At 65.6% G+C, this 20,796-nt stretch carries 14 protein-coding genes; 8 read left to right on the plus strand and 6 right to left on the minus strand.

Translation table 11 applies throughout. The features are described 5' to 3' along the window. Positions 1-76 precede the first annotated feature (76 nt). A complete protein-coding gene (locus tag KF886_16395; protein MBX3178936.1) occupies positions 77-2,866 on the minus strand; it encodes a PKD domain-containing protein in 2,790 nt (929 codons plus the stop codon). A gap of 233 nt (positions 2,867-3,099) precedes the next feature. Then, positions 3,100-4,314, minus strand: coding sequence for a beta-galactosidase (locus tag KF886_16400; protein MBX3178937.1), 1,215 nt, complete (start codon positions 4,312-4,314; stop codon positions 3,100-3,102). A 290-nt stretch (positions 4,315-4,604) separates the two neighbouring features. On the opposite strand from KF886_16400, the gene KF886_16405 reads away from it, so the two are divergent. Together KF886_16405 and KF886_16410 are read left to right on the plus strand one after the other, a co-directional pair. Next, on the plus strand, positions 4,605-5,672 hold the full coding sequence (locus tag KF886_16405) for a DUF1559 domain-containing protein (protein MBX3178938.1): 1,068 nt from the start codon (positions 4,605-4,607) through the stop codon (positions 5,670-5,672). A 108-nt stretch (positions 5,673-5,780) separates the two neighbouring features. Then, positions 5,781-6,797 (plus strand): phytase, encoded by a 1,017-nt coding sequence (locus tag KF886_16410; GenBank protein MBX3178939.1) that lies wholly within the window; start codon positions 5,781-5,783, stop codon positions 6,795-6,797. Positions 6,798-6,803: 6 nt separating this feature from the next. Here the strand turns inward: KF886_16410 and rfbC are convergent, their stop codons facing one another. Together rfbC and KF886_16420 are read right to left on the minus strand one after the other, a co-directional pair. Continuing rightward, positions 6,804-7,358 carry a dTDP-4-dehydrorhamnose 3,5-epimerase gene (gene rfbC, locus KF886_16415; GenBank protein MBX3178940.1) on the minus strand — a complete coding sequence of 185 codons (555 nt, stop codon included), beginning with the start codon at positions 7,356-7,358 and terminating at the stop codon, positions 6,804-6,806. A 40-nt stretch (positions 7,359-7,398) separates the two neighbouring features. Further along, positions 7,399-8,187: a lipid-A-disaccharide synthase N-terminal domain-containing protein gene (locus tag KF886_16420; protein MBX3178941.1), complete on the minus strand. Its 789-nt coding sequence runs from the start codon at positions 8,185-8,187 to the stop codon at positions 7,399-7,401. Positions 8,188-8,497: 310 nt separating this feature from the next. Between KF886_16420 and pyrR the strand changes: the two genes are divergently transcribed. From pyrR to KF886_16435, 3 genes are all read left to right on the plus strand, one after another. Next, positions 8,498-9,082 carry a bifunctional pyr operon transcriptional regulator/uracil phosphoribosyltransferase PyrR gene (pyrR, locus tag KF886_16425; GenBank protein ID MBX3178942.1) on the plus strand — a complete coding sequence of 195 codons (585 nt, stop codon included), beginning with the start codon at positions 8,498-8,500 and terminating at the stop codon, positions 9,080-9,082. After that, positions 9,083-10,069 carry an aspartate carbamoyltransferase catalytic subunit gene (locus KF886_16430; protein ID MBX3178943.1) on the plus strand — a complete coding sequence of 329 codons (987 nt, stop codon included), beginning with the start codon at positions 9,083-9,085 and terminating at the stop codon, positions 10,067-10,069. A gap of 99 nt (positions 10,070-10,168) precedes the next feature. Next, on the plus strand, positions 10,169-11,443 hold the full coding sequence (locus KF886_16435; GenBank protein MBX3178944.1) for a dihydroorotase: 1,275 nt from the start codon (positions 10,169-10,171) through the stop codon (positions 11,441-11,443). 11 nt (positions 11,444-11,454) lie between these two features. Here KF886_16435 and KF886_16440 read toward each other — a convergent pair whose 3' ends face one another. Then, the gene (locus KF886_16440) at positions 11,455-13,515 is read right to left on the minus strand and encodes a hypothetical protein (protein MBX3178945.1); all 2,061 of its coding nucleotides are present in this window, start codon (positions 13,513-13,515) and stop codon (positions 11,455-11,457) included. Positions 13,516-13,525: 10 nt separating this feature from the next. Beyond that, on the minus strand, positions 13,526-14,809 hold the full coding sequence (locus KF886_16445) for an acetylxylan esterase (protein MBX3178946.1): 1,284 nt from the start codon (positions 14,807-14,809) through the stop codon (positions 13,526-13,528). A gap of 455 nt (positions 14,810-15,264) precedes the next feature. On the opposite strand from KF886_16445, the gene KF886_16450 reads away from it, so the two are divergent. Genes KF886_16450 through KF886_16460 form a run of 3 tightly spaced genes read left to right on the plus strand, consistent with a single transcriptional unit; the run spans position 15,265 to position 20,649 of the window. Continuing rightward, a complete protein-coding gene (locus KF886_16450; GenBank protein ID MBX3178947.1) occupies positions 15,265-16,725 on the plus strand; it encodes a hypothetical protein in 1,461 nt (486 codons plus the stop codon). 18 nt (positions 16,726-16,743) lie between these two features. After that, the gene (locus KF886_16455; protein MBX3178948.1) at positions 16,744-17,235 is read left to right on the plus strand and encodes a GNAT family N-acetyltransferase; all 492 of its coding nucleotides are present in this window, start codon (positions 16,744-16,746) and stop codon (positions 17,233-17,235) included. A gap of 9 nt (positions 17,236-17,244) precedes the next feature. Further along, positions 17,245-20,649 carry a PSD1 domain-containing protein gene (locus KF886_16460; GenBank protein MBX3178949.1) on the plus strand — a complete coding sequence of 1,135 codons (3,405 nt, stop codon included), beginning with the start codon at positions 17,245-17,247 and terminating at the stop codon, positions 20,647-20,649. The last annotated feature ends 147 nt before the right edge of the window (positions 20,650-20,796 follow it).

Here is a 20,796-nt window from a genome sequence, read left to right on the forward strand (position 1 = left end):
CACCGTGCGCCGGCACAGGACCCCGGACGACCCCGCCATCACCATGGCGTTTTCGAGAAATCTCTCGCCAGGCGCCCTACGGGTTCGGCAGGCGCATGCGCAACATGGGATCTCCGAAGAGGTGGTAGATCTGCTCGTTGTAATCGGCCTGCGTCTCGTTCCAGCCCGTCGTGATGATCCGGTGCAATCGGAACTTAGCGTCCCGGAACGCCGCACCGAGGCGCACATGCGAGCCATACATGTGCCACGGAACCGCGCCGTGGGGGTAGTCCGGATACATGGCGGAGAACAACAAGGTGGAGAGCTCGTGGTTCTTGTCCGAGTCGCTCCCGCGGGACGCCGCGATACACGCGATCCCGCCGCCGTCCGCAAAGCGCACCACCGCCTCCGCAAAGCTCTCATCCCACGGCAAGGTAGCCGTATCGGGCGCGAGCGCGCCCGCGCCATCCCGCATGACGTCCGTCTCATTGTCGAAATAGCCGGAGCTGCAATTAATGCTCAGCACGATGGGATACCACCCGGTCGCCGGTACGCTCAACGCCACCAGATCGCCCCGCATCAGCCGGGGGTGCTGCCATCCGGCGGGCTCCCCGTGATCGCTGTGGAACACAATCCCGTCAATTCCGTCCCGCCAGTTGTTCTGCAGCTCCGCCGTCGACGGGTTCCACCCATACGCCAGCAGATCGGGAGCCAATATGCTCAGATCATGCAACAGGTGGGGCTCGATACCCGGGTAGCGCGCGTATCCATAGCGCACCGTCACCCCGCGAGCCGTCATGAATTCCCGCACCTGCTCCGGTGCAAGCATGAAGTCCCAGTCGTCGATGTGATCCTGCCAGCCCATCTCAAAGGTCAACCCCGCGCTTGACGTCTCCCGATAGTTGCGGGTGAGCCGCAGACTCGTATCGCTCGCGATGCTCGCCACCTGGTACCAGGGCGCCTCCTCCCGGCTGCCGCAGGTCTCGCAGTAGATCCGGATCCAGTCGTCCACAAGCAGCTCCGAACGAAACACGGTTCCCGCACCCGTTACCAGCGTACTGCCATTGCTCACCCTCAGTGTGCCGGTCAACACCGCATGCTCCCGCGGCACATCATGGAAGAACGCGTAGGTGGCCATGTGCGTCGGGTGGTCGCCCGCCGCCCCGCTCTCGTAACGCTCGATCTTGTCCACCACATCCTGAAGTTGGTCGGAGGTCGAAGTCGGCGGCTCCACCGAAATCCGCCCGAGCGCCACGTCGGGCACGTCATCGCCCCCCCGGAGCCGCGCGTAATACACATCCGTCCCCGCCTTGTTCACCGGATCGTCGCCCGGTTCCGGGTCCGCGTGCCCCCGCACGTTCATCCCCGCCCACGTGGGAAGATAATCCGTATCGCCGATCAGCAGAATCGCCGCAAGCGCATGCGGCTCGCTCCCATACACCGTCGGCAGCCGGTTGTCCCGGTCCGCCCCGGCAATGAAATCGCGAATGCTCAACGGCGTGGGGTACGAGGCTTCGCTCAAGACCGCAAGCCGGACCCGCGTCCCGTACTCCTGACGCAACCGCGCCAGCCGCCGCGCCCCCTTCGAAAACTCAGGCCGGGTTATGATCAACAGCTCGTAGCCCTCGTCCCAGAGAATCACGGAATCGAGCGGGGGCAATTGATTCACCAGGTCGGGCGCGCTTACCCGGCGCACGCTGTCCGGATTGATGAGCCGCCCCAGCATCCACGCGTCCGTGCTTTCCTCCCCCGATCCCGTGTAGTCGCCCAAAACCGTCGGGGCCTGCACACCCGCCACCAGATCGAAGGTCACCCACACCCGCATCGCCGTCGCCAAATGGGCCGTCCGCGCCGTCGGATCGTAGCGCACGGGAAAGACTCGAACCTCCAGAATCCGCAGATTCCCGGCTGTGTACTCCGCCGTCTCGTGGCGCATCGGCGGCCACGGCTGGCCGTTGGCATAAAAAGCCGCATCCATCGTGAAGTCCGGCCGAACCGACTCCGCCAGATTCGACTCCTCGAGGAAAGACGGCGGCTGGACCGGTATGGCGTGGATGTCCGGTATCTCCACCTCATCCTCCACCGCCACCGTCAGATCGTACGAAACCGCCGACTTTGTCTGTGGATCGATCGGCATCGCAATCATCAACGGATAGAATGGCAATCGCGGCATGCCCTCGAAGTCGGTATAGCCCGCCCCCTGCAACTGAAGCTGGTGATAGCGCCGCCCGTTCGCAGGAACAATGGCCGCCGCGACCCCCGGAAACGTGATACGCGCATCCACATAATCAAACGATGCCATCGAGTCCAGATCCGGAGCCACCTCGGCCGCATCTATCGGCAGATCCTCATTGAAGGGTTCACCTTCGCCTTCGCCTTCACCCTCGCCTTCGCCCTCGCCTTCACCCTCGCCTTCCCCCTCGCCTTCACCCTCGCCTTCACCCTCGCCCTCGCCCTCGCCTTCACCCTCGCCTTCACCCTCGCCTTCGCCCTCGCCCTCGCCTTCGCCTTCACCCTCGCCTTCACCCTCGCCCTCGCCCTCGCCCGTTACCGTGATGTACTTGTTCTTATCCTCGGCGTCCGAACCCACCGAGTTCCGGACCGACAGAGATACGCTGTAAACGCCGGCGCGCATGTACGTGTGCGCGGGATGCTGCTCCAAGCTGATTCCCCCATCGCCAAAACGCCACGACCAGGCCTCAATATCGGCGCTCCCCCGCGAAGACGAGTCCGAGAATTCCACCGTCAACGGTGCGGGACCGCTCGTCGGCGTCCCGCTGAAGGCCGCAGTCGGCCCCACCTGCGGGTTCAACGGACACGCCGTGAAGAACAGCAATTCCACCAGCAAGACGGAACAGAAGAAAGCGAGAGCACGGCGGGTGAGCATGGTTCCTCTCCCCAACACGGGCCCACGTGGAGCGGAGAGCGCGCCTTTCCTTTAGTCTCGCCCCAAAGCAGAAATTTGTCAACAGAATTCGCGGCCCCACTGCCCCCATCCCTCAGCAAAAGTCAAAAAAACGCGATCCTTCGATACGCATACTCCGCCCCCCCCGCAATATGGGATATTGATTCCATCTCCGGGGCCAATGCAATTCCTCCGAACACTAATCAATTCCCCCATCACCCGCCACCCGGCATTAAGAACAACCGCCCATCCCCGGCCCCCAGCGAAATCTGGATGCCCTCCATCGCCGGGCTGTCGTCGATAAGCGGAATCAATTCCCCGCTATACTTGTCCACCTCGCGGATCGCCTCGGTTGGCGAGTCAAAGGCAACCGTGGGCCACGCCGTGTAGGCGAAGTGGTAGTTGTTCAGCAGCACTGCGCGGCGACCGTCGTCATGCGCGAACGCCCCGACAAGCAGATCCAGCGGCGGATCTTCCGTGTCGCGCGTGAGATCTGTAATGGGCTGCCCCGCGAGTTTCTCGGAGGGGACGTCCCCCGCGCTTTCGTCCACGCGCACGTCCGCCGTGCTTCGCAGCTGCATGAGCACCGGACCCAGGCGCTTCAGTTCCGCGTTGATCCGCTGCGCCTCGTAATAGTGCCGCGTGCGACGCCCGTCCCGCTGGATAATCGCGCCGCCCTTGGGAAACTCTCCTCCCGCCGGCGTGTAGTAGCAGAAATACAGCACACCGCGCGCGCCGTATGCAAGCGACGTGTATATCTGCCAGCGCAACTGCCCCTCCGTGGGATCCGTATGCGGGCCGTAGGGCATCGTGTTGAAAAAATTCCAGAACGGGATCCCCGCCGCCTGCGACTGTTCCCGGAATATCTCCAGATTCTCCCGGTAGCGCTCCCGCGTGTCGCGCCCTGGGTGAAACAGCGGGTAATTGTCCATGCTCAACACTTCGGGCCGCACCGTCTCGATAAACAGCCGCACATGCTCCTCGTACGTCTCCGTACCGAGCTGCTCCGCGTCCGCATAGTTCGGAAACAGGTTGATGTACGGCAGCTTCCCAGGACGCGCCGCGCGCACCGCGTCCGCCCGTTCCCGCAGTTCTGGGAAGTCCCGCGCGTGGGGCTCGTCGCGCAGCGCATAGCCCCAAACCGCCGGTCCGTCGGCCAGATCCGCCGGGTCGCCGCGCCGGCCCGACGCGATCAGACCGAGACCATACTTCTCGCAGAGCGCCGCCTGCAACGCCGCCTCCGGACCGCCAAACCCGCCAATCACCAGCGTGAAGTGCGCCTCCGCAAGCTCCCGGTAGCGCTCGTCCGCCCGCTCGTCCAGCGGCGGATCGACCCACAGCCCGATGGCGAATTCCTCCTGAACGAACCGGGCGCTCTCGGCCCCCGCGCCCATCGCGAACAAGGCCGCCCAGAGAACGGCGGAATACACCCCTGTTTTCCACATAGCTCACATACTCCCATAAATGCCGATTCGCTGGGCTTCTCGCGGCCCGCCGCCGGCGCCAACCCCCTCACGCAAATCTAACCCGTATTTACCCCCATCCTCAAATATGCCTAATTCTCCCCCAACGCGCCGCGCGTAATCTTTTCCCAACTTGCCCTGCCAATCCGAGCGCCGCGCTGCGCCCGCAAGAATTTCACCGGAAGCGGCGCTGGAGGCGGGCGGGGAGGGATGTGTTCCGTATCTGGACTGTGCAAAACAAACCTTGGAGAAACGCAATGAAACGACGTGGATTCACCCTGATCGAACTGCTGGTGGTCATCGCGATCATCGGCATCCTGGCCGCCATTCTGCTCCCCGCACTGGCGCGCGCACGCGAGGCCGCCCGCCGCGCAAGCTGCCAGAACAACCTCAAGCAGATGGGGCTCGTGCTGAAAATGTACGCCAATGAGTCGCGGGGCAACCGTTTTCCACGGCTCGGATTGCAGGAAAACCTGGAGGCGAAGGAGTACCGCGACGACCCTTCCGGTACCGTGCCGTGGCAGGACTGGGATCTCGACGCCCAGAACATCCCCTCCGGAGTCGAGCTCTATCCGGAATACATGAGCGATGCCAGCATCATATTCTGCCCCTCGGACAGTGAAACCCCGGACGGGTACCTGGACTGCCCACAGGGCGACTGGTGCGAAGGCGCGGAAGGCAACCTGCCGCAGTCCCACCCCGCCTATGGATCAATTGCCCCGGGCGCCTTCGAAGACGCCAGCTACACCTACTGGCCGTGGGTCGCGGAAAACGTCGACGTCTTCGCAACCCTCGTCACCATCACCATGGGCAAGGAAGACTACGGCATGATGAACCTCGAAGGTGGCATCGGCGACTGGCTCGACGCCGGCTTCGGAACCACCCTCGAATCCTTCTACGCCGCGCTTGAATCCGACATCAGGGTGTCGAACTGGCCCGCCGCCCAGGTCGCCCAGCACGTGCTCGACTTCACCGGCATCAGCATCAACGTTACCGGCAACGGCGGATCGAGCACCATCCTCCGCACCCGCGAAGGCATCGAGCGCTTCCTGATCACCGATATCAACAACCCCGGCGCCTCCGCGCGCGCGCAGAGCGAAGTTCCCGTCATGTGGGACAACATCGGTTCCGGCGCCCTAGTGCCGCCGCCCGCCCCCTGGTTCAAGGAGGAAGGCCCCGATTCCTTCAACCACCTCCCCGGCGGCTGCAACATCCTCTACATGGACGGCCATGTGGAGTTCTCAAAGTATCCGAGCGACACCGACATCCCGACCAGCGTCCTCGCCGCCGCGATCGGTTTCAACTACTCCTCCTGGGACGACTGATCGCCCGCCGCGTTCCTCCGCCGCCGCGCTCCAGCATGGGGCGCGGCGGCGTACTCGTAGGACGCCACCCGCGCCGCTTCGCTACACTACACCCAGGAGAACCTCACCATGTTTACACGCACCCGAATACTACTCGTCGCCGCCACGATCGCCCTCGGCGCCGTCAACCACGCCCCCGCCAATGAAGACACCACCCTCACCCCCGCCCTCACCCTGACCAACCCCGATGTCCTCGATCAGGACGACATGTGCATCTGGGTCCACCCCACCGATCCCGCCCGCAGCACCATTATCACATCGGACAAAACCGCCGGACACCTGTTCGTCTACGGCCTCGACGGTTCCCTCATTCAGACCGTCGCAAACGTCGGGAAACCCGGCAACATCGATATCCGAAACGGATTTCCCCTCGGCGGGCGGGAAGTCTCCATCGTCGCCTTCAACGAGCGAAACGATCTCAAGGTGCACATCTACGCGGTTGACCCCGAAACCCGCACCATCGCCCGCGTGGACGATGACGCCATACAGACCGGCATGAACTACGGCCTGACCCTCTACCGCAGCCCCCGCGACGGGGCCTTCTACGCCATCACCGTCCCCAACGACACCGGCGGATTCGTTGAGCAATACCGGCTCGATGTAAGCGGGGACGGCGCCGTAAGCGGAACCAAAGTTCGCAGCTGGCCCATCACCGAAAGCGAGGGATGCGCCGCGGACGATCAAACCGGCACGCTCTATATCGGCGAGGAGAAAGTCGGTATCTGGCGCGTCGGCGCGGAACCGGCCGACCCCGCGCCCGGCGAACTGGTCCACCCCGTCGGCGCGCACGGCCTCACCGCCGACGTCGAGGGCCTCGCCCTCCTCAACGGAAAGGGCGACAACCGGTACCTCCTCGCCTCCAGCCAGGGCAGCAGCCGCTTCATGGTCTACCGGCTCGACGCGGAAAACTCTTTCGTGATGTCCTTCGCGGTCGAAGGCGCCACCGACACCGACGGCATCGACGTTTCGCCCGTCAATTTCGGCGGCCAGTTCCCCGGCGGCGTATTCACCCTCCACAACGGCGCCAAGGTCCCCTACCCCGTCCTCGTCTGCGACCTGCGCGGCCTCGGACTCCCCCTCGAATAATCCGCCTCAATAGCTGAAATTCGTCTCGGCATCATCCAGAAACGGCGCGTCCGCGTCCTTCTGGGTGATGACCGACGGCGCGATCGGCCACACGATTCCCACCTTCGGGCACGCATAATTCAACGCGCGTTCAAACGCCGGCGCATGGTGGCCCGTGCACTTGTAGTGCACCAGCGAATCGTCCTCCAGCGCCACAAACCCGTGCGCGAAACCCGCCGGAACCCAGAACGAAAGATGGTTCGCGGCGGATAGCTCAATGCCATGCCACTGGCCGAAGGTCGGCGATCCACGGCGCAGATCCACCGCCACGTCATACACCGACCCGTGTACGCACCGGACCAGCTTCCCCATCGCCTCCGGCGCAATCTGGTAGTGCATGCCGCGCAGCGTCCCCTTCCGCGAATGGCTCAGGTTATCCTGCACAAATTCCTCGCGAAACCCCGCCTCCGCCCACATCATCCGCGAATAGGATTCCGAAAAGTAGCCCCGATCATCGTGGAACACCCCCGTCTTCACCACAAGCAGGCCATCCAGCGGGGTCTTTTCAATCGTTACGGGCATGGGCATGGTCAATTTCTCTCCCGGTCGGTTGGAGGCCGATTCAGGCCGATTCGGAATACTGCTGCTTGTGCCGGTGAATGATCCAGATGTTCCGCGTGTAAATCGGCAGCGTCGTCGCAATACCAAGCGCGAAGATCCAGTCCCGCAACTGCACAAACGAAGCCAGCTGCAACACCGATGCTGCCACGCTCAGGTACCAGAAGGCAACTGGAATCACGCTCTCGCGCCGCCGCTCCGTCGTCACCCACTGCAATATGAACCGGCCCGCAAACAGCGCCTGCCCCGCAACCCCCACCCCGATCCAGAACCAGGTCCGCCCCGCGTCCAACTCAGGACTCGTGCGCGTGCTGTGCAACACATTGAACCACGTGAAAACAAGCAGCCCCGCCGCCACCACGATCGCGCCAAGCGCCAGACCATGCACAATCAACGAACGGCGGCGGCTCAGCGTCCCCCGCGCGCGCCACACGTGAATCAGGTTCCGCGCATAAATCAGCGTGTTGAAGCAATGCGAAAGCGTCCCCACCGCGGACTGCACGTACACGCCGTAGCCAAACAGCAACAACGACCCGGCGCTGCTCATGTACCAGAACCCGATCGGAACCACACTGCGCTTCAGGCGCTCCGACGTGTACCACTGCAAGTAGAAGCGCCCGTAAAAGATCAGCGCGGCGACCAGGCCAATGGCGTCGCCAAGCCCGAAACCCCAGTTTTGCAACAGGTTGTACACACTAAACCCCAGGAAGGAAACTCGGAGGGAAGCGCGCGCCAGCTGGCGCAGCCGCACGCTCAACCGATCATGCCACGTAATGAGGTCGGATGCAAGCACAGCCGACAGCCCCCCCCCCAGGGGAAGCCGCACACGGGAGCAAACCCAAACCTCCCGGTGAACGCGGGCATGTCCCGGCTATATCCGGATCGTGGAATCCGTCGTTCCGCACACGATGGCCCAAACTAGGAAAAACGGGGGGCCGCCTCGCGATAGGGGTCGGTGCCCCCTTGCATCCCGCCCGCGACCCTGCTAATATTTCCCCGGTGTACGCATATGGCTGCATCTGACGCAATAGGGTAGCCTGGCCAATGAACGAATCCGCCTTCTCGCCCCCCCGGGAAGGGCTTTTTTTTATCTGGACGCGGTTATGAGCGAAACAATGCCCCCGGAACAAGAAGCCACGGTTGTCATGGGTGAATCCGCCATGGCGGAGAATCTCTTGCGCATGGCGCACGAAATCGCCAACGACAATCCGGAACTGGAGGATCTCGCGCTGCTGGGCATCCTGCGGCGGGGGCGTCCGCTTGCCGACCGCCTGGCCGCGATAATCGGGAAGCTCACGGGGATCACGCCGCCCGTGGGATCGCTGGCGACCACCCTGTACCGCGACGACTTTCGCGGGGGGCTGGGGTCGCCGAAGGACAAGGGCAGCACGCACTTTGATTTCAACGTGGACGGGCGGACGATCCTGCTCGTGGACGACGTGCTGGCGGCGGGGCGGACGATCCGGGCGGCGATGGACGAGGTGATGGACTATGGTCGGCCGCGGCGTATCCAGCTGGCGTGCCTGGTGGATCGTGGCGGGCGCGAGCTGCCGATCCAGGCGGATTATCTGGGGTATTCCATGGCGACGGATCCGGGCGAGTGGGTTACGGCGCGCCTGGTGGAAATCGATGGCGAAGACCTGGTTCTGGTGACCCGGCGCGACGCCGGGGAAGAAGGAGCACGCTAGGTGGCGCCCGAATCGCGTGAGAAGACGTGGAGCCGGAAAGACCTCATCGGCATTGAAGGCCTGGAGCGGTGGGAAATTGAACTGATTCTGGATACGGCGCCGCAGTTTGTGGCGGTGTCGAAGCGCGAGAGCGGGATTAAGAAGGTGCCGCTGTTGCAGGGGCGGCTCGTGGTGAACTGGTTTTACGAGCCGAGCACCCGCACGCGGACGTCGTTTGAGCTGGCGGCGAAGCGGCTCACGGCCGACACGCTTTCGATTGCCGCGAGTTCGTCTTCTTCGGTGAAGGGGGAGACGCTGCACGACACGCTGGCGAATATCGAGGCGATGCACTCGGATGTGATTGTGTTGCGGCACAGCGCGGCGGGGGCGCCGCATATCCTGGCGGCGCGCCACGATTCGCACATCATCAACGCGGGCGACGGGCGCCACGAGCACCCGACGCAGGCGCTGCTGGATGCGTTCACGATCCGGGAGCACATCCGGAAGTTGCGGCGGGACCCGGAGGCGGGGCTGGACGGGGTGCGGGTGGCGATTATCGGCGATATCGAGCACAGCCGCGTGGCGCGGAGCAACATCATGTGCCTGAACCAGCTTGGCGCGCAGGTGGTGTTGTGCGGTCCGGCCACGCTGATGCCGGCGGCGATCGAGCGGATGGGGGTGGAGGTGACGCACAACCTGCGCGAGGCCATCGACGGCGCGGATGTGATCTATTCACTCCGCATCCAGCTGGAGCGCCAGCAGGACGGGCTGTTCCCGAGTTTGCGCGAGTATATTCGGCTTTTCCGGATCGATACGGCGGCGCTGGCGCATGCGAAGCCGGACGCGCTGGTTATGCACCCCGGGCCGATTAACCGGGACATCGAGTTGTCGACGTCGGTGGCGGATGGTCCGCGCAGCGTAATCCTGGAACAGGTGAGCAACGGGGTGGCGATTCGCATGGCGGCGATGCACCTGCTGGTGAACAGCGGCGGCCGGGACAGGCACTGAAGGGCGGATCGGCGGCGCGGGATGGGTTGCAGGGACTTGAGGCGCCCGATGGGCCATAGCGAGTAGCGTAACATTGCAGCACGAAAGAGCATTTCAGCCATGAGCACAGTTATTAAGAACGGGCACGTGATTGACCCGGCGAGCGGCCTTTCCGAGCGCCTTGATATCCTCTTTGAGGGGGCGACGATTACCCGGATTGGCAAGGATCTTAAGGGCGACGCCACGATTGACGCGGCGGGCTGCGTGGTGTGTCCGGGCCTGGTGGACATCCACGTGCACTTCCGGGAGCCGGGCTTCGAGTCGAAGGAGACCATCGAAACGGGGAGCCGGGCGGCGGCGCGGGGCGGCTTTACGACAGTGGTGACGATGGCGAACACGAATCCGACGATTGACAACGCGGGCATGGTGGAATTTGTCAACCGCCGCGCGCGGGAGACGGCGTGCATCAAGATCCGTCCGGCGGCCTGCGCCACAAAGGGAATGCAGGGCCGGGAAATCACGGAGATGGCGGAGCTGAAGGATGTGGGCGCGGTGGCGGTGACGGACGACGGCAAGGACATTCCGGACAGCGGCGTGATGCGGCGCGTGCTGGAGTATGCGAAGATGGTTGGGCTGCCGTACATGGCGCATTGCGAGGATCACGATCTTTCGAAGGGCGGCGCGATGAACGAGGGCTATACGTCAACGACGCTCGGCATTCCAGGCATCCCGAAGGCCTGCGAGGAGATTGCGATTGCGCGGAATATCCGGCTTGCGTGGATGACGGGGGCGCACCTGCATATCCAGCACGTGACCACGGCGGAGGGCATCGACACGATCCGCCACTACAAGCGGAAGGGCGTTCGGCTGACCTGCGAGGCGGCGCCGCACCACTGGGCGCTGACGGACGATGCGGTGCGGACGTTCAACACGAACGCGAAGATGAACCCGCCGCTCCGCGAGCAGATGGATTGCGAGGGCATTATCGCGGGCATTAAGGACGGGACCGTGGACTGCATCGCGACGGACCACGCGCCCCACACGGCCACGGAGAAGGCGCAGGAGTTCGCGGACGCGCCCTTCGGCATCATCGGGCTGGAGACGTCGCTCGCGCGAACCATCACGGACCTGGTGGGGCCGGGCCACATCAGCCTGGAGCGCGCCATCGAGCTTATGACCGTGGCGGGGTCGCGGATCTGCGATCTGGGCGCGGGCGAACTGAAGGAAGGCGGCGCCGCGGACATTTGCATTTTCGATCCGGAGGCCGAGTGGCTGGTCACCGAGCGCGAATTCGGTTCCCGGAGCAAAAACTCGCCGTTTGTCGGGGAGACGCTGAAGGGGCTCGTGAAATACACGATCTGCGACGGGAAGATCGTGTACCGGCGGGAAGCGTAGACTCCAGCCAGCTACCGCACCCGGAAGAGCACCGCATCCCCCACCGCCGCGACCTCCTCCAGCCATTCGCAGGCGCGCAGTTGGGCGACCGTGCCTGGATCGACCGGGTCCGTATCCGGGCAGAAGACGTAGCGCACGCACCACTCCGCCGCCTTTTCCCGCCGCCAGGCATCGGCGGTTTCCGGGCGGTAGAAATCCGCGACATCCGCCCGGATGCCCGTGACTACCCGCCGCGAGTAATCCAGCGTACCGATGCCATAAACGGTCGGGTTTCCACGCATCACCGCAAGGTCGCCCATGAGCGGGGCGCCCGTAGCCGGCGCCAGGACGACGCCTTCGCCGAGATGTACGAGGGCGTCCGCGTCCGCCTGGTTCATGTAGGGGTTTCGGGTCCAGGAGTAGTGGCGCTGGAGGGTGTGATAGCCCAGTGGGCCATGGCTGACCAGCCAGGTGACGAGGATGGAGAGGATGCCGCAGCAGAGGATGGCGAGTTGCATGCCGCGAAAGAAGCGCGGGCGGCGGGAAATGCCGCGTTCAATCGCCGCCGCGCCAAGGATCGCGAGGGGCACGCCGAGGACGATCACGAAACGGTCGGGGGTGAAGCGGAGAAACGAGCCCTGGCCCCAGGCGGAGAAGGACAGGCCGAAAAAGGCGAGGAGCCAGAGAGCGGCCCACGGCGGAACCTCTGGCGTGGCGTCGCCCCGCGCTCGATACCCGCCTTCGCACGCATGGTGCGGCGGCGCGTGGGGTTCCCGCGCCGTGAACGGCAGCCCTCCCGGCGGGAATGGGAATCGCTGGGACGGTGTCCCGATCCACCAGGCCGCCGCCAGGCCGATCGGTACGCCGAAAAGCAGGGCATAGTCGGACATAAGCACCGCCACCTGGAACTCGCCGGTGATGAGGAAATTGCCGTAATACGCCTGATAGCCCGCGTAGAGCAGCGCGAAGGCGGCGATGTAGGCGAACGCCGTCCAGCCCGCGTACCGGAGCCATCCGGGGGCCTGTTGAATCCCGCGGACCAGGGTGGTCGGGAGGATCATCCAGTAGAAGAAGGTTGCGCTGATGAAGGGCGAGAACCAGAGGGCGGTACGCTGGCTCCGCGCCACGCTCTCGACGAGCTGGGGGTTCCGGGAGACCATCCACAGCGCGGCCCCGCCGCCGATCATGACGCCTATGAAGGAGACGGCGATCCAGAGGCCGGACTGGCGGAAAGTCCAGTAACTCGCGGCGGGCCGGGCCGGTGGAGCGTCTGCGATCCCCGCCACGGACGCGCCCCCCGCGGCACAGCCAAGATGCAGGAAACCGGCGGCCCACAGCATGGGGCCCACCCGGAAATTTGCGAACGCGGTTGCCGCGAAAAGCGCCGAAGCGATAGCGAGATCGGCGCGGCGCCCGTATAGTATGCCGCGAGCAAGCGCGGCAAGGGCGAAAAATCCGAAGCCGAAAGCCAGCGTGTAGTACATTCGCGCGGCCATGAGCCAGGGCTGGAAACGCGGGCCATCGTTAAGCTCGTAGATGAAGTAACGCAGAAAATAGCGCCCGAACTCCGGGTGATCGTGGACGCCGAACGGCCACGTCAGCACGTACAGCAGCCCGCCGAGGCCGCCGCCCAGGCCAAAGAGCAGGAAGGCGCGGTTTGCGAGGCGCGGCACGGCGATGGCGAGAAAGCAATAGACCGCGTAAAGGTAGAACATGGCGCAGAGGCCGTTGGCGATTCCCGCCATGTGGAACGGCGGAATATGCAGCCGCGACCCGATTGCGCCGACGAGGCCGAACAGATGGTGGTGGGGGATGGCGTAGATCGCCGGATCGCCATCCGCGCCGGCATCGCCGCAAAGGGAGTAGGGCGAGTACCACGGCGGGCGGGCATAACGCATGCCCGTAAGGTAGTTGAAGGTATCCACGGTGTGGCCGCCCGTGAAAACCGCGCCAGCCGGCGGAAAATTGGCCACGAGCAGGTGCGACAATGGGTCAATCAGCCCGGCGCACAGGATTATCGCCAGGGCGAGGCGCGGCGGGCGCACAAAGAGCCGTCTCGGCCCCGGGTTCGCCTCGCTGTCGGCCGGCGCCATATCGCCGCCGCTACCGGCTGAATTGAAGGTCGGCGAAGTCGAGAATGCCCTTCCAGTAGGCCTGGTTCAGGGTGTGCTTCTCGTCCAGCCGGAACTGCATCAGGTTGCCGGTTTTTTCGGGATCCAGCGGCGCGGGGCCGAGGACCATGTCGTTTCCGGCGATGCCCGGGGCGCCCAAAAACTTCCAGACGGGGTCCGCCGCGCGGATGTTTTTCAGGGCGCTTTCGTAGTTGGCCCACGCGTCCTGGAGGCCGGCGGTGTCCAGCAGCGCGCGCGGCGCGACGAGGGCCACGAGCAGGTGCTGGTCGACCGGCAGCCGGTTTTCCCGGTGATCGAACCAGGTGAAGGCGTCGCAGAACCAGTGGGGGAAGACGCGGTTGATGCGCTCGACGGTTTCCTGGTCGTTGTTTCGGCTGAGGGCCATGCCACCGGTTCCGGACTGGTGCGGCACGACGAGGGCGACACGTTCGTCCAGGGCGGCGGTGAGGAGGGCGGTCTTCCCGCGGCGGGAGTGGCCGGTCACGCAGACGCGGTTGGCGTCGATGTCCGGGTCGGTGACGAGGTAGTCGATACAGCGGCGCAGCCCCCACGACCAGGCGGCGATGGTGCCCCAGGCGTGGTCGGGAGCCGCGACATTCTTGAAGGCGGCGTGGACGCCGTCCTCGAAGTCGTGTTTGTCGGGGTCGACATCGCTTTCGTGGAAGGTGGCGAAGGCGTAGCCCCGATCCAGCAGGTATTCCACGCACCAGAAGTCCTGCTTTGATCCGCGGCCCTCCTCGACGGTCTCCGGGCATTTTTCGTGACACCAGGCGTCGGGGTTGTGATGGATGGCGGGATCCGGGAGGACTTCGTAGTTGCCGCACTTGTTGATTGCGAGGAAGACCGGCACGGGGCCCTGGGCGCTGGCGGGGAGAAAGAGGGCCAGGTTGATCCGGGGTGCGCCGGGGGGCAGGCCCTCGAAGGCGATCGTCACCTGTTTCAGCCGGCCCTTGCCGTCGAGGATCGTGGTTTCGGGGGCGGTTTCCTCGAAGAGGAGCTTCGGGGCGGGCGGCGCGTAGCCGTAGACGTAGTGCTGGAAAAGGGCCTTGAGCTCCGGGCGGCGTTTCTGGACCCAGTCTTCCGGGGTTTCCACTTTCGAGCCGTCGAGCATGATGAAGGGGTCGGGGAGATCCGCGCGTTCGGGGAGGGCGTCAAACGCGGGGAAGTCCGATGCGGCGGGGAAAGCGGTTAGCAGCAGCGCGCCCGCGCAGATGCGGCGGGTGACGCGGGAGGATACGAGATGGGATATGCGCATGGGGGATTCCTTTCATCGGTCGCGATCCGGGGTGCGGCGGCGCGTGGAAACGCGCGCGGATCGGGCGAAGGGGCATTGTGGCAAAGGATCGCGGGCGGATCAAGGCAGGTGCGTCAGGGCAATCGCATCTAAACTCGATCTCGGAATATGGGCGTAAGACTTGAATCGATTTGGAACCTTGAATCAACGAAAGTGAGCGATTTGGAGCGCCGGCATCTCTGCCGGCAAGGTCCGGGATTCGCCGCAGGCGAAATGCCCGTCCTCCAACACGCGCCCTTTCTAACATGGAAGGTGCTTCATAGGGCGCTCGGCTGAAATTGGAAGTCTAAATGCGATCGCCCTGGCAGGTGCGTTGTGCGGGCGGGCCGGTGTACCATGGCGGATAACCTCAACGGCGCGGAGCGATGTTTTCGGATTTGGACACGGCGAGATCCCATACACCGGCGGTGATAGTGATGACGGAAGCGCTGCGCCGCCCGGCGACGCGGCGCCAGTGGTGGGCGGGGTGCGTGGCGGTGGCGGTCTGCGCGGTGGTCATTTTTTCGTTCAACGTGCCGCGCACGGGCTTTCACGGGGACGAGGCGGGGTGGATACCGGCCTCGCTCCGGGCGGCGGAGGCGTTTCTGGCGGGCGACTTCCGGCCTTCGTCTTGGACGGGCGAGGGGCTGAGCACGTACGGGAACATGAATCCGCCGGCGGGCAAGCTGATGATCGGGGTTCCGCTGATTCTCTGGCAGCGGGCCTTCTATCCCGCGGAGTCGGGCGCGGCGGTGTACCACTGGAACCAGTCCATCGAGAACAACATCATCCATGGCCGCGTGCCGCCGCTGCCGCTGCTGTACGCGGCGCGGAGCATCTGCGCGTTCTACGGCGCGTTGAACTGCGTGCTGGTGTTTGTGATGGCGACCTGGGCGCTCCGGTTCGAGATTGGGCTGATTGCGGCGGCGCTGACGATGTTGAACGGGACCTTCCTGAACCTGGCAACGAACGCGATGACCGACATGCCCTACCTCCTGGCGCTGCTGTGCGCGGGGCTGGCCCTTATGGCGTTGCTGGAAGCGCGAAAACCGCGGCGCGTTCTGTCGCTGGCGTTGCTGTGCGGGGTGTGCGCGGCGATCGCGTACTCGATCAAGGTGGCGGGGCTGGTGCTGATCGGGGCGTTGTTCCTGGCGGCGATGGTTTTGCGCCCGCGCGCCACGGCGCCGGGGATGCGGTGGCGTGTTGCGGCCGTGGCGGTATTCGGCGCCGCCGCCGTACTGCTTCCGCTGCTGATGAATCCATTTTTCTGGCCGGACCCGGCGCGGTGGGACGGCGCCGCGCTGCGGGAGGAGATCCAGCGCGTCCGGACCCCCGGCGCGGGCGAGGAATTGCCGGGCTGGGGCGAAATCTGGGCGGAGCTGGCGGTGGCGGGGCACGCGCGTCCGCTGGTGAGCGCCCATTACCCGCAGATCGCGAATCTGCTCAAGCCCCTGGAGATGCCGCTGCTGTTTTTTCGCTGGAAGACGCTGATGCGGAACCAGGCGCGGACGATTGTGGGGGAGGACAAAGGGCCGCCGGGGATTCCTGAGATACTGAACCGGGTGGCGTGGAGCCTGGCGACATTTCCGGGCGCGGCGCTGTTCCTGTTGGCGGGTTTGGGGGCATTGGTGTTCCGCGCGGTTCACGGTTGGGCGCGGGAGCCCGGATCGGCGGCGATCTACCCGCTGCTGGCCTTTCTGGTGAACCTTTTGTTTCTCATGCTGTTTCTCGTCCTCCCCTGGCCGCGTTATTATCTTGCCGCCATCGTCGCATCGAATATACTGGTAGCGGTGGGCCTTTTTCTTGCGGGGGGACTGGTGCGCGGGAAGGCCCGCGCGGTGTATACGTTTTTTCGCGAAGCGCTGCTGGAACCGGCCGCGGCGCCGGGCGAACCGTGAGAGGAGGTCCTTTGAGCCATGCCTGACGTGATAATGGTGGTGGACCGGGTGGAGGCGGTTCCGCGGCGCGAACTGCCCGCTGGTTTCTCGTACCGCGCCTACCGGGCGGGCGATCGCGAGACGTGGACGCGGATCCATGCGGAGACGCATTTCTACGATCCGCTGCCGCAGGCGCTGCACGCGCGGCAGTTCGGCGATGACGAAGACGCGCTGGCGGCGCGCCAGATCTTTGTGGTGAATGGCGACGGCCGGGCGGTGGCCACGGCGACGGCGTGGTTCAACGATCCGGCCCATGGCGTGCCCGGCGGGCGGGTGCATTGGGTGGCTGTTGTGCCGGCGGTGCAGCGCCGTGGTATCGCGTCGGCGTTGCTCGGGCGGGTGTGCGAACGTTTTGCGGAACTCGGCGATACAGCGGCGTATTTGACGACGGACGCGGGCAATAGCCGCGCGATTGCGCTGTACCAGGGCCTGGGCTTCCGGATCGCGGATGGTCCGGGCAGGATGGAGTGAACGGAAACCATGTGGCGCCTTCGGTTAGAAGCCTTCGTTCTTATCCTCGCGGGTCTCGCGCACACGGGCGGGGTGATCGCCGGGGAGGCTCCGGACTTCAATCGCGAGGTTCTGCCGATACTCTCCAACAACTGCTTTGCGTGCCACGGCCCCGATGCGCCGGCCCGGAAGGCGGGGCTGCGCCTGGATCTGGAGGAGGCCGCAAAGGGCGCGGGTAAGGATGGCGCGCGTCCCGTGGCGCCGGGGGATCCGTCCGCGAGCCTGATCCTGGAGCGGATGACCGCACCCGATCCCGACAAGCGGATGCCGCCGCCGGAAACCGGGAAGTCGCTTTCGGAAGCGGAAATCGAGACCGTGCGTCGGTGGATTGCGGCGGGCGCGCCGTGGCAGGCGCACTGGGCGTTCATCCCGCCCGCGCGGCCGGCGGTCCCGGAGGTTGCGCCCGCGGAATGGCCGCGGAATCCGGTCGATAACTTTGTGCTGGCGCGGCTGGCGGATGCGGGGATGACGCCGTCGCCCGAGGCCGATCGCCATACGCTTATCCGCCGCGCCTCGCTGGCGCTGACCGGCGTGCCGCCGACTCCCGAGGCGGTGGAGGCGTTTGTCCTCGACGCCGATCCGCATGCGTACGAGAGGCTGGTGGACCGGCTGCTGGCGTCGCCGCGTTACGGGGAGCATCTGGGCCGGTACTGGCTCGATCTGGCGCGGTACGCCGACACGAACGGGTACGCGGCGGACATCGAGCGCACGATGTGGCGATACCGGGACTGGGTGATCGCGGCGTTCAATCAGAACATGCCCTTCGACCAGTTCACGGTGGAGCAGCTTGCGGGGGACTTGCTCCCGGCGCCCACGCTGGAGCAGCGGATCGCGACGGGGTTCAGCCGGAACCATCCCATCATGATGGAGGGGGGCGCGATCTTCGAGGAATACCGCGTGATGAACGTGGTGGACCGGGTGGATACGACGGGCGCGGTGTGGCTCGGGCTTACGCTGAAATGCGCGCAGTGTCACGATCACAAGTACGATCCGATATCGCAGCGCGAGTTTTACGCGATGTACGCCTTCTTCAACAACATCACGGAGGAGGAGTCGCGGCTTTTCGGCACGGAGCTGGACGGCAATTCGATTCCCCGCATCCCAGCGCCGTTGCCGGAACAGTCCGCCGCGCGTGCGCGCCTGGAGGCGGCGATTGCGGCGGTGCGGGAGGAGAAGCTGCGGCCGGATCCGGCGCTGGACGCGGCGCAGGCGGCGTGGGAGGCGGAGGAACGCGCGGCGGCGGGAGCGCGCTGGACGCCGGTGGAGGTTTCACGGGAGACGCCGGAGGCGGGTGTGGCGGTTTTGACTGGGATTTTGGAGCAGGAAGGCGTCACGGCGGTGCGGCTTTCGGCGGGCGGGGATGCGGCTTCTCTGCGGATTGCGGAGGTGGAATTGGGCGTTGCGCCGGCGGATGGCGCGGGCGAGGCGGCGCCCGTGGCGCTGGCGGGGAGTGCGGCGATCGCGGGGGACGCGGCGCCGGCGCACGACGGCAGCCTGGAGACGGCCTGGGAAGGTGAAGCGCTGGTGCTTGCGGCGGGGGCGCCCATTGGTGCGGACGGTTCTTCTCTGCTTCGGGTTACGGTGCGCGGGGCCGCCGCGCAGGATGGCGTCCGGGTCGAGGTCAGCTCCGATCCCGGCTGGCTGCCCGCGGCGATGGGCCCCTGGCATGTGACCGGGCCGTATGTGGAGGCGACGGGGGACGCGGCGCTCGACACCGCGCACGTGGCGCCCGGCGGGATCGATCTGGACGCGCTCCGCCCGGACGGGACACCCGTCTGGGGGCGTCCCGAGGGGGAATTCGCCGACGGCAAGCCGCAGGGGCTTCCCGGGAAGACCTGCGCGACGTATCTCTACCGTACCATCAGCGCGCCGACGCCGCGAACGATGGATCTTGCGCTGGACAACCGCAACGCGGTCCGGCTCTGGGTTAATGGTCGGCTGGTTCTGGACAAGGCGGCCCAGCGCGGGGAGGTGGGGCCGCATCCGGCACCGGTGACGATAGAATTGCGCGCGGGCGAGAACGCGGTGCTGGCGAAGGTGGTGGATTACTATGATTTTAATGGGCACAGTTTCTTTTTCGCGCGCCGGGGCGAGGAACTCGGGCCAATGCCGCTGTTGGTGGCGCGCGCGCTGGCGCGGGGTCCCGAGGAACGAAGTGACGCGGAGAACGTGGCGCTGCGGACGTTTTACCGGAGCCGGCACTGGGACAGCTGGGCGGCGCTTCACGAGGAGGAACGCGACCAGGCCTGGGCGCTGTCGCGGCTGGACGCGCAGATTCCCACGACGATGGTCATGGAGGAGCGGAGCGAGCCGCGTCCGGCGCATGTGCTGGTGCGGGGCCTGTACGATCAGCCGGGGGAGGCTGTGGCGCCGGGCGTGCCCGCTGCGCTGCACGGGTGGCCCGAAGGGACCCCCGCGAACCGGCTGGGCTTTGCGCGGTGGGTTGTCGCGCCGGAGAATCCGCTGGCGGCGCGCGTGACGGTGAACCGGTTCTGGCAGCGCCTCTTCGGGGAGGGGCTGGTGCGGACGCCGGACGATTTTGGTTTGCAGGGCGATCGCCCGTCGCATCCGGAACTGCTCGACTGGCTTGCGGTGGAGTTTGTGACGTCTGGGTGGGACGTTCGGGCGATGCACCGGCTGCTTGCGACATCGGCGACGTTCCGGCAGTCGTCGCGGGTGCGCGGCGATGGGGCGGATCCGGACAACCGGCTTCTGGCGCGGGGTCCACGCTTCCGGCTGGATGCCGAGGTGATTCGGGACAGTGCGCTGGCGGCGAGCGGGTTGCTCGTGGAGCGTTTGGGTGGCCCGAGCGTGAAGCCGTATCAGCCGCCCGGTTTGTGGCGGGATGTGGCGTATGGCGGGGGCGGCCAGCGGTACACGGCCCAGGAGTTCATTCAGGATCACGGGGAGAAGCTGTACCGGCGCAGTCTCTACACATTCTGGAAGCGTGCGGCGGCTCCGCCGGGCATGCTGATTTTCGACGCGCCGAACCGGGATGTGTGCACGGCCCGCCGGAGCCGGAGCAACACGCCGTTGCAGGCGCTTGTGCTCATGAACGATGTGCAGTACGTGGAGGCGGCGCGGGAGGTGGCGCGGCGGGTGCTGGAGGAGGCGGGACCCGGGGCGGGCGAGCGCATTGAATACGCGTGTCGGGTGGTGTTCGGGCGTCCGCCGCGCCCGGTGGAGATGGCGGCGCTGCTGGCGCAGTATGAGACGGAGGCGGCGACGTATCGGGCGCGTCCGGATGCGGCGAAGGCGTTGTTGGGTGTGGGGGAGACAGTGGCGGGTGAGGGGTATGATCCGGCGGAGTTGGCGGCGTGGACGCTGGTGGCGAGCGCGTTGATGAATGCGGATGCGTTTGTGACGCAGTATTGAGGGAGGATTGGAGGGGTTGGCAGGTGGGGCGCGGGATCGAGCCGGTGTGGGCTACCCGGACCGGGACGGGCACGCGCCCTGGGGCTTTCGAATCGGACCGGGACGTACCCCCGCGATTTGGGTATTGTGGCTGGGTTTGGGTGTTGG

The organism is Candidatus Hydrogenedentota bacterium (assembly GCA_019637335.1).
Taxonomy (GTDB): Bacteria; Hydrogenedentota; Hydrogenedentia; order Hydrogenedentales; family JAEUWI01; genus JAEUWI01.

Bases quoted from the DNA above. Each gene is read 5' to 3' on its own strand.
- KF886_16395 (MBX3178936.1), bottom strand. From the start codon at position 2,866: ATGCTCACCCGCCGTGCTCTCGCTTTCTTCTGTTCCGTCTTGCTGGTG.
- KF886_16405 (MBX3178938.1), top strand. From the start codon at position 4,605: ATGAAACGACGTGGATTCACCCTGATCGAACTGCTGGTGGTCATCGCG.
- KF886_16410 (MBX3178939.1), top strand. From the start codon at position 5,781: ATGTTTACACGCACCCGAATACTACTCGTCGCCGCCACGATCGCCCTC.
- rfbC (MBX3178940.1), bottom strand. From the start codon at position 7,358: ATGCCCGTAACGATTGAAAAGACCCCGCTGGATGGCCTGCTTGTGGTG.
- pyrR (MBX3178942.1), top strand. From the start codon at position 8,498: ATGAGCGAAACAATGCCCCCGGAACAAGAAGCCACGGTTGTCATGGGT.
- KF886_16435 (MBX3178944.1), top strand. From the start codon at position 10,169: ATGAGCACAGTTATTAAGAACGGGCACGTGATTGACCCGGCGAGCGGC.
- KF886_16440 (MBX3178945.1), bottom strand. From the start codon at position 13,515: ATGGCGCCGGCCGACAGCGAGGCGAACCCGGGGCCGAGACGGCTCTTT.
- KF886_16445 (MBX3178946.1), bottom strand. From the start codon at position 14,809: ATGCGCATATCCCATCTCGTATCCTCCCGCGTCACCCGCCGCATCTGC.
- KF886_16450 (MBX3178947.1), top strand. From the start codon at position 15,265: ATGACGGAAGCGCTGCGCCGCCCGGCGACGCGGCGCCAGTGGTGGGCG.
- KF886_16455 (MBX3178948.1), top strand. From the start codon at position 16,744: ATGCCTGACGTGATAATGGTGGTGGACCGGGTGGAGGCGGTTCCGCGG.
- KF886_16460 (MBX3178949.1), top strand. From the start codon at position 17,245: ATGTGGCGCCTTCGGTTAGAAGCCTTCGTTCTTATCCTCGCGGGTCTC.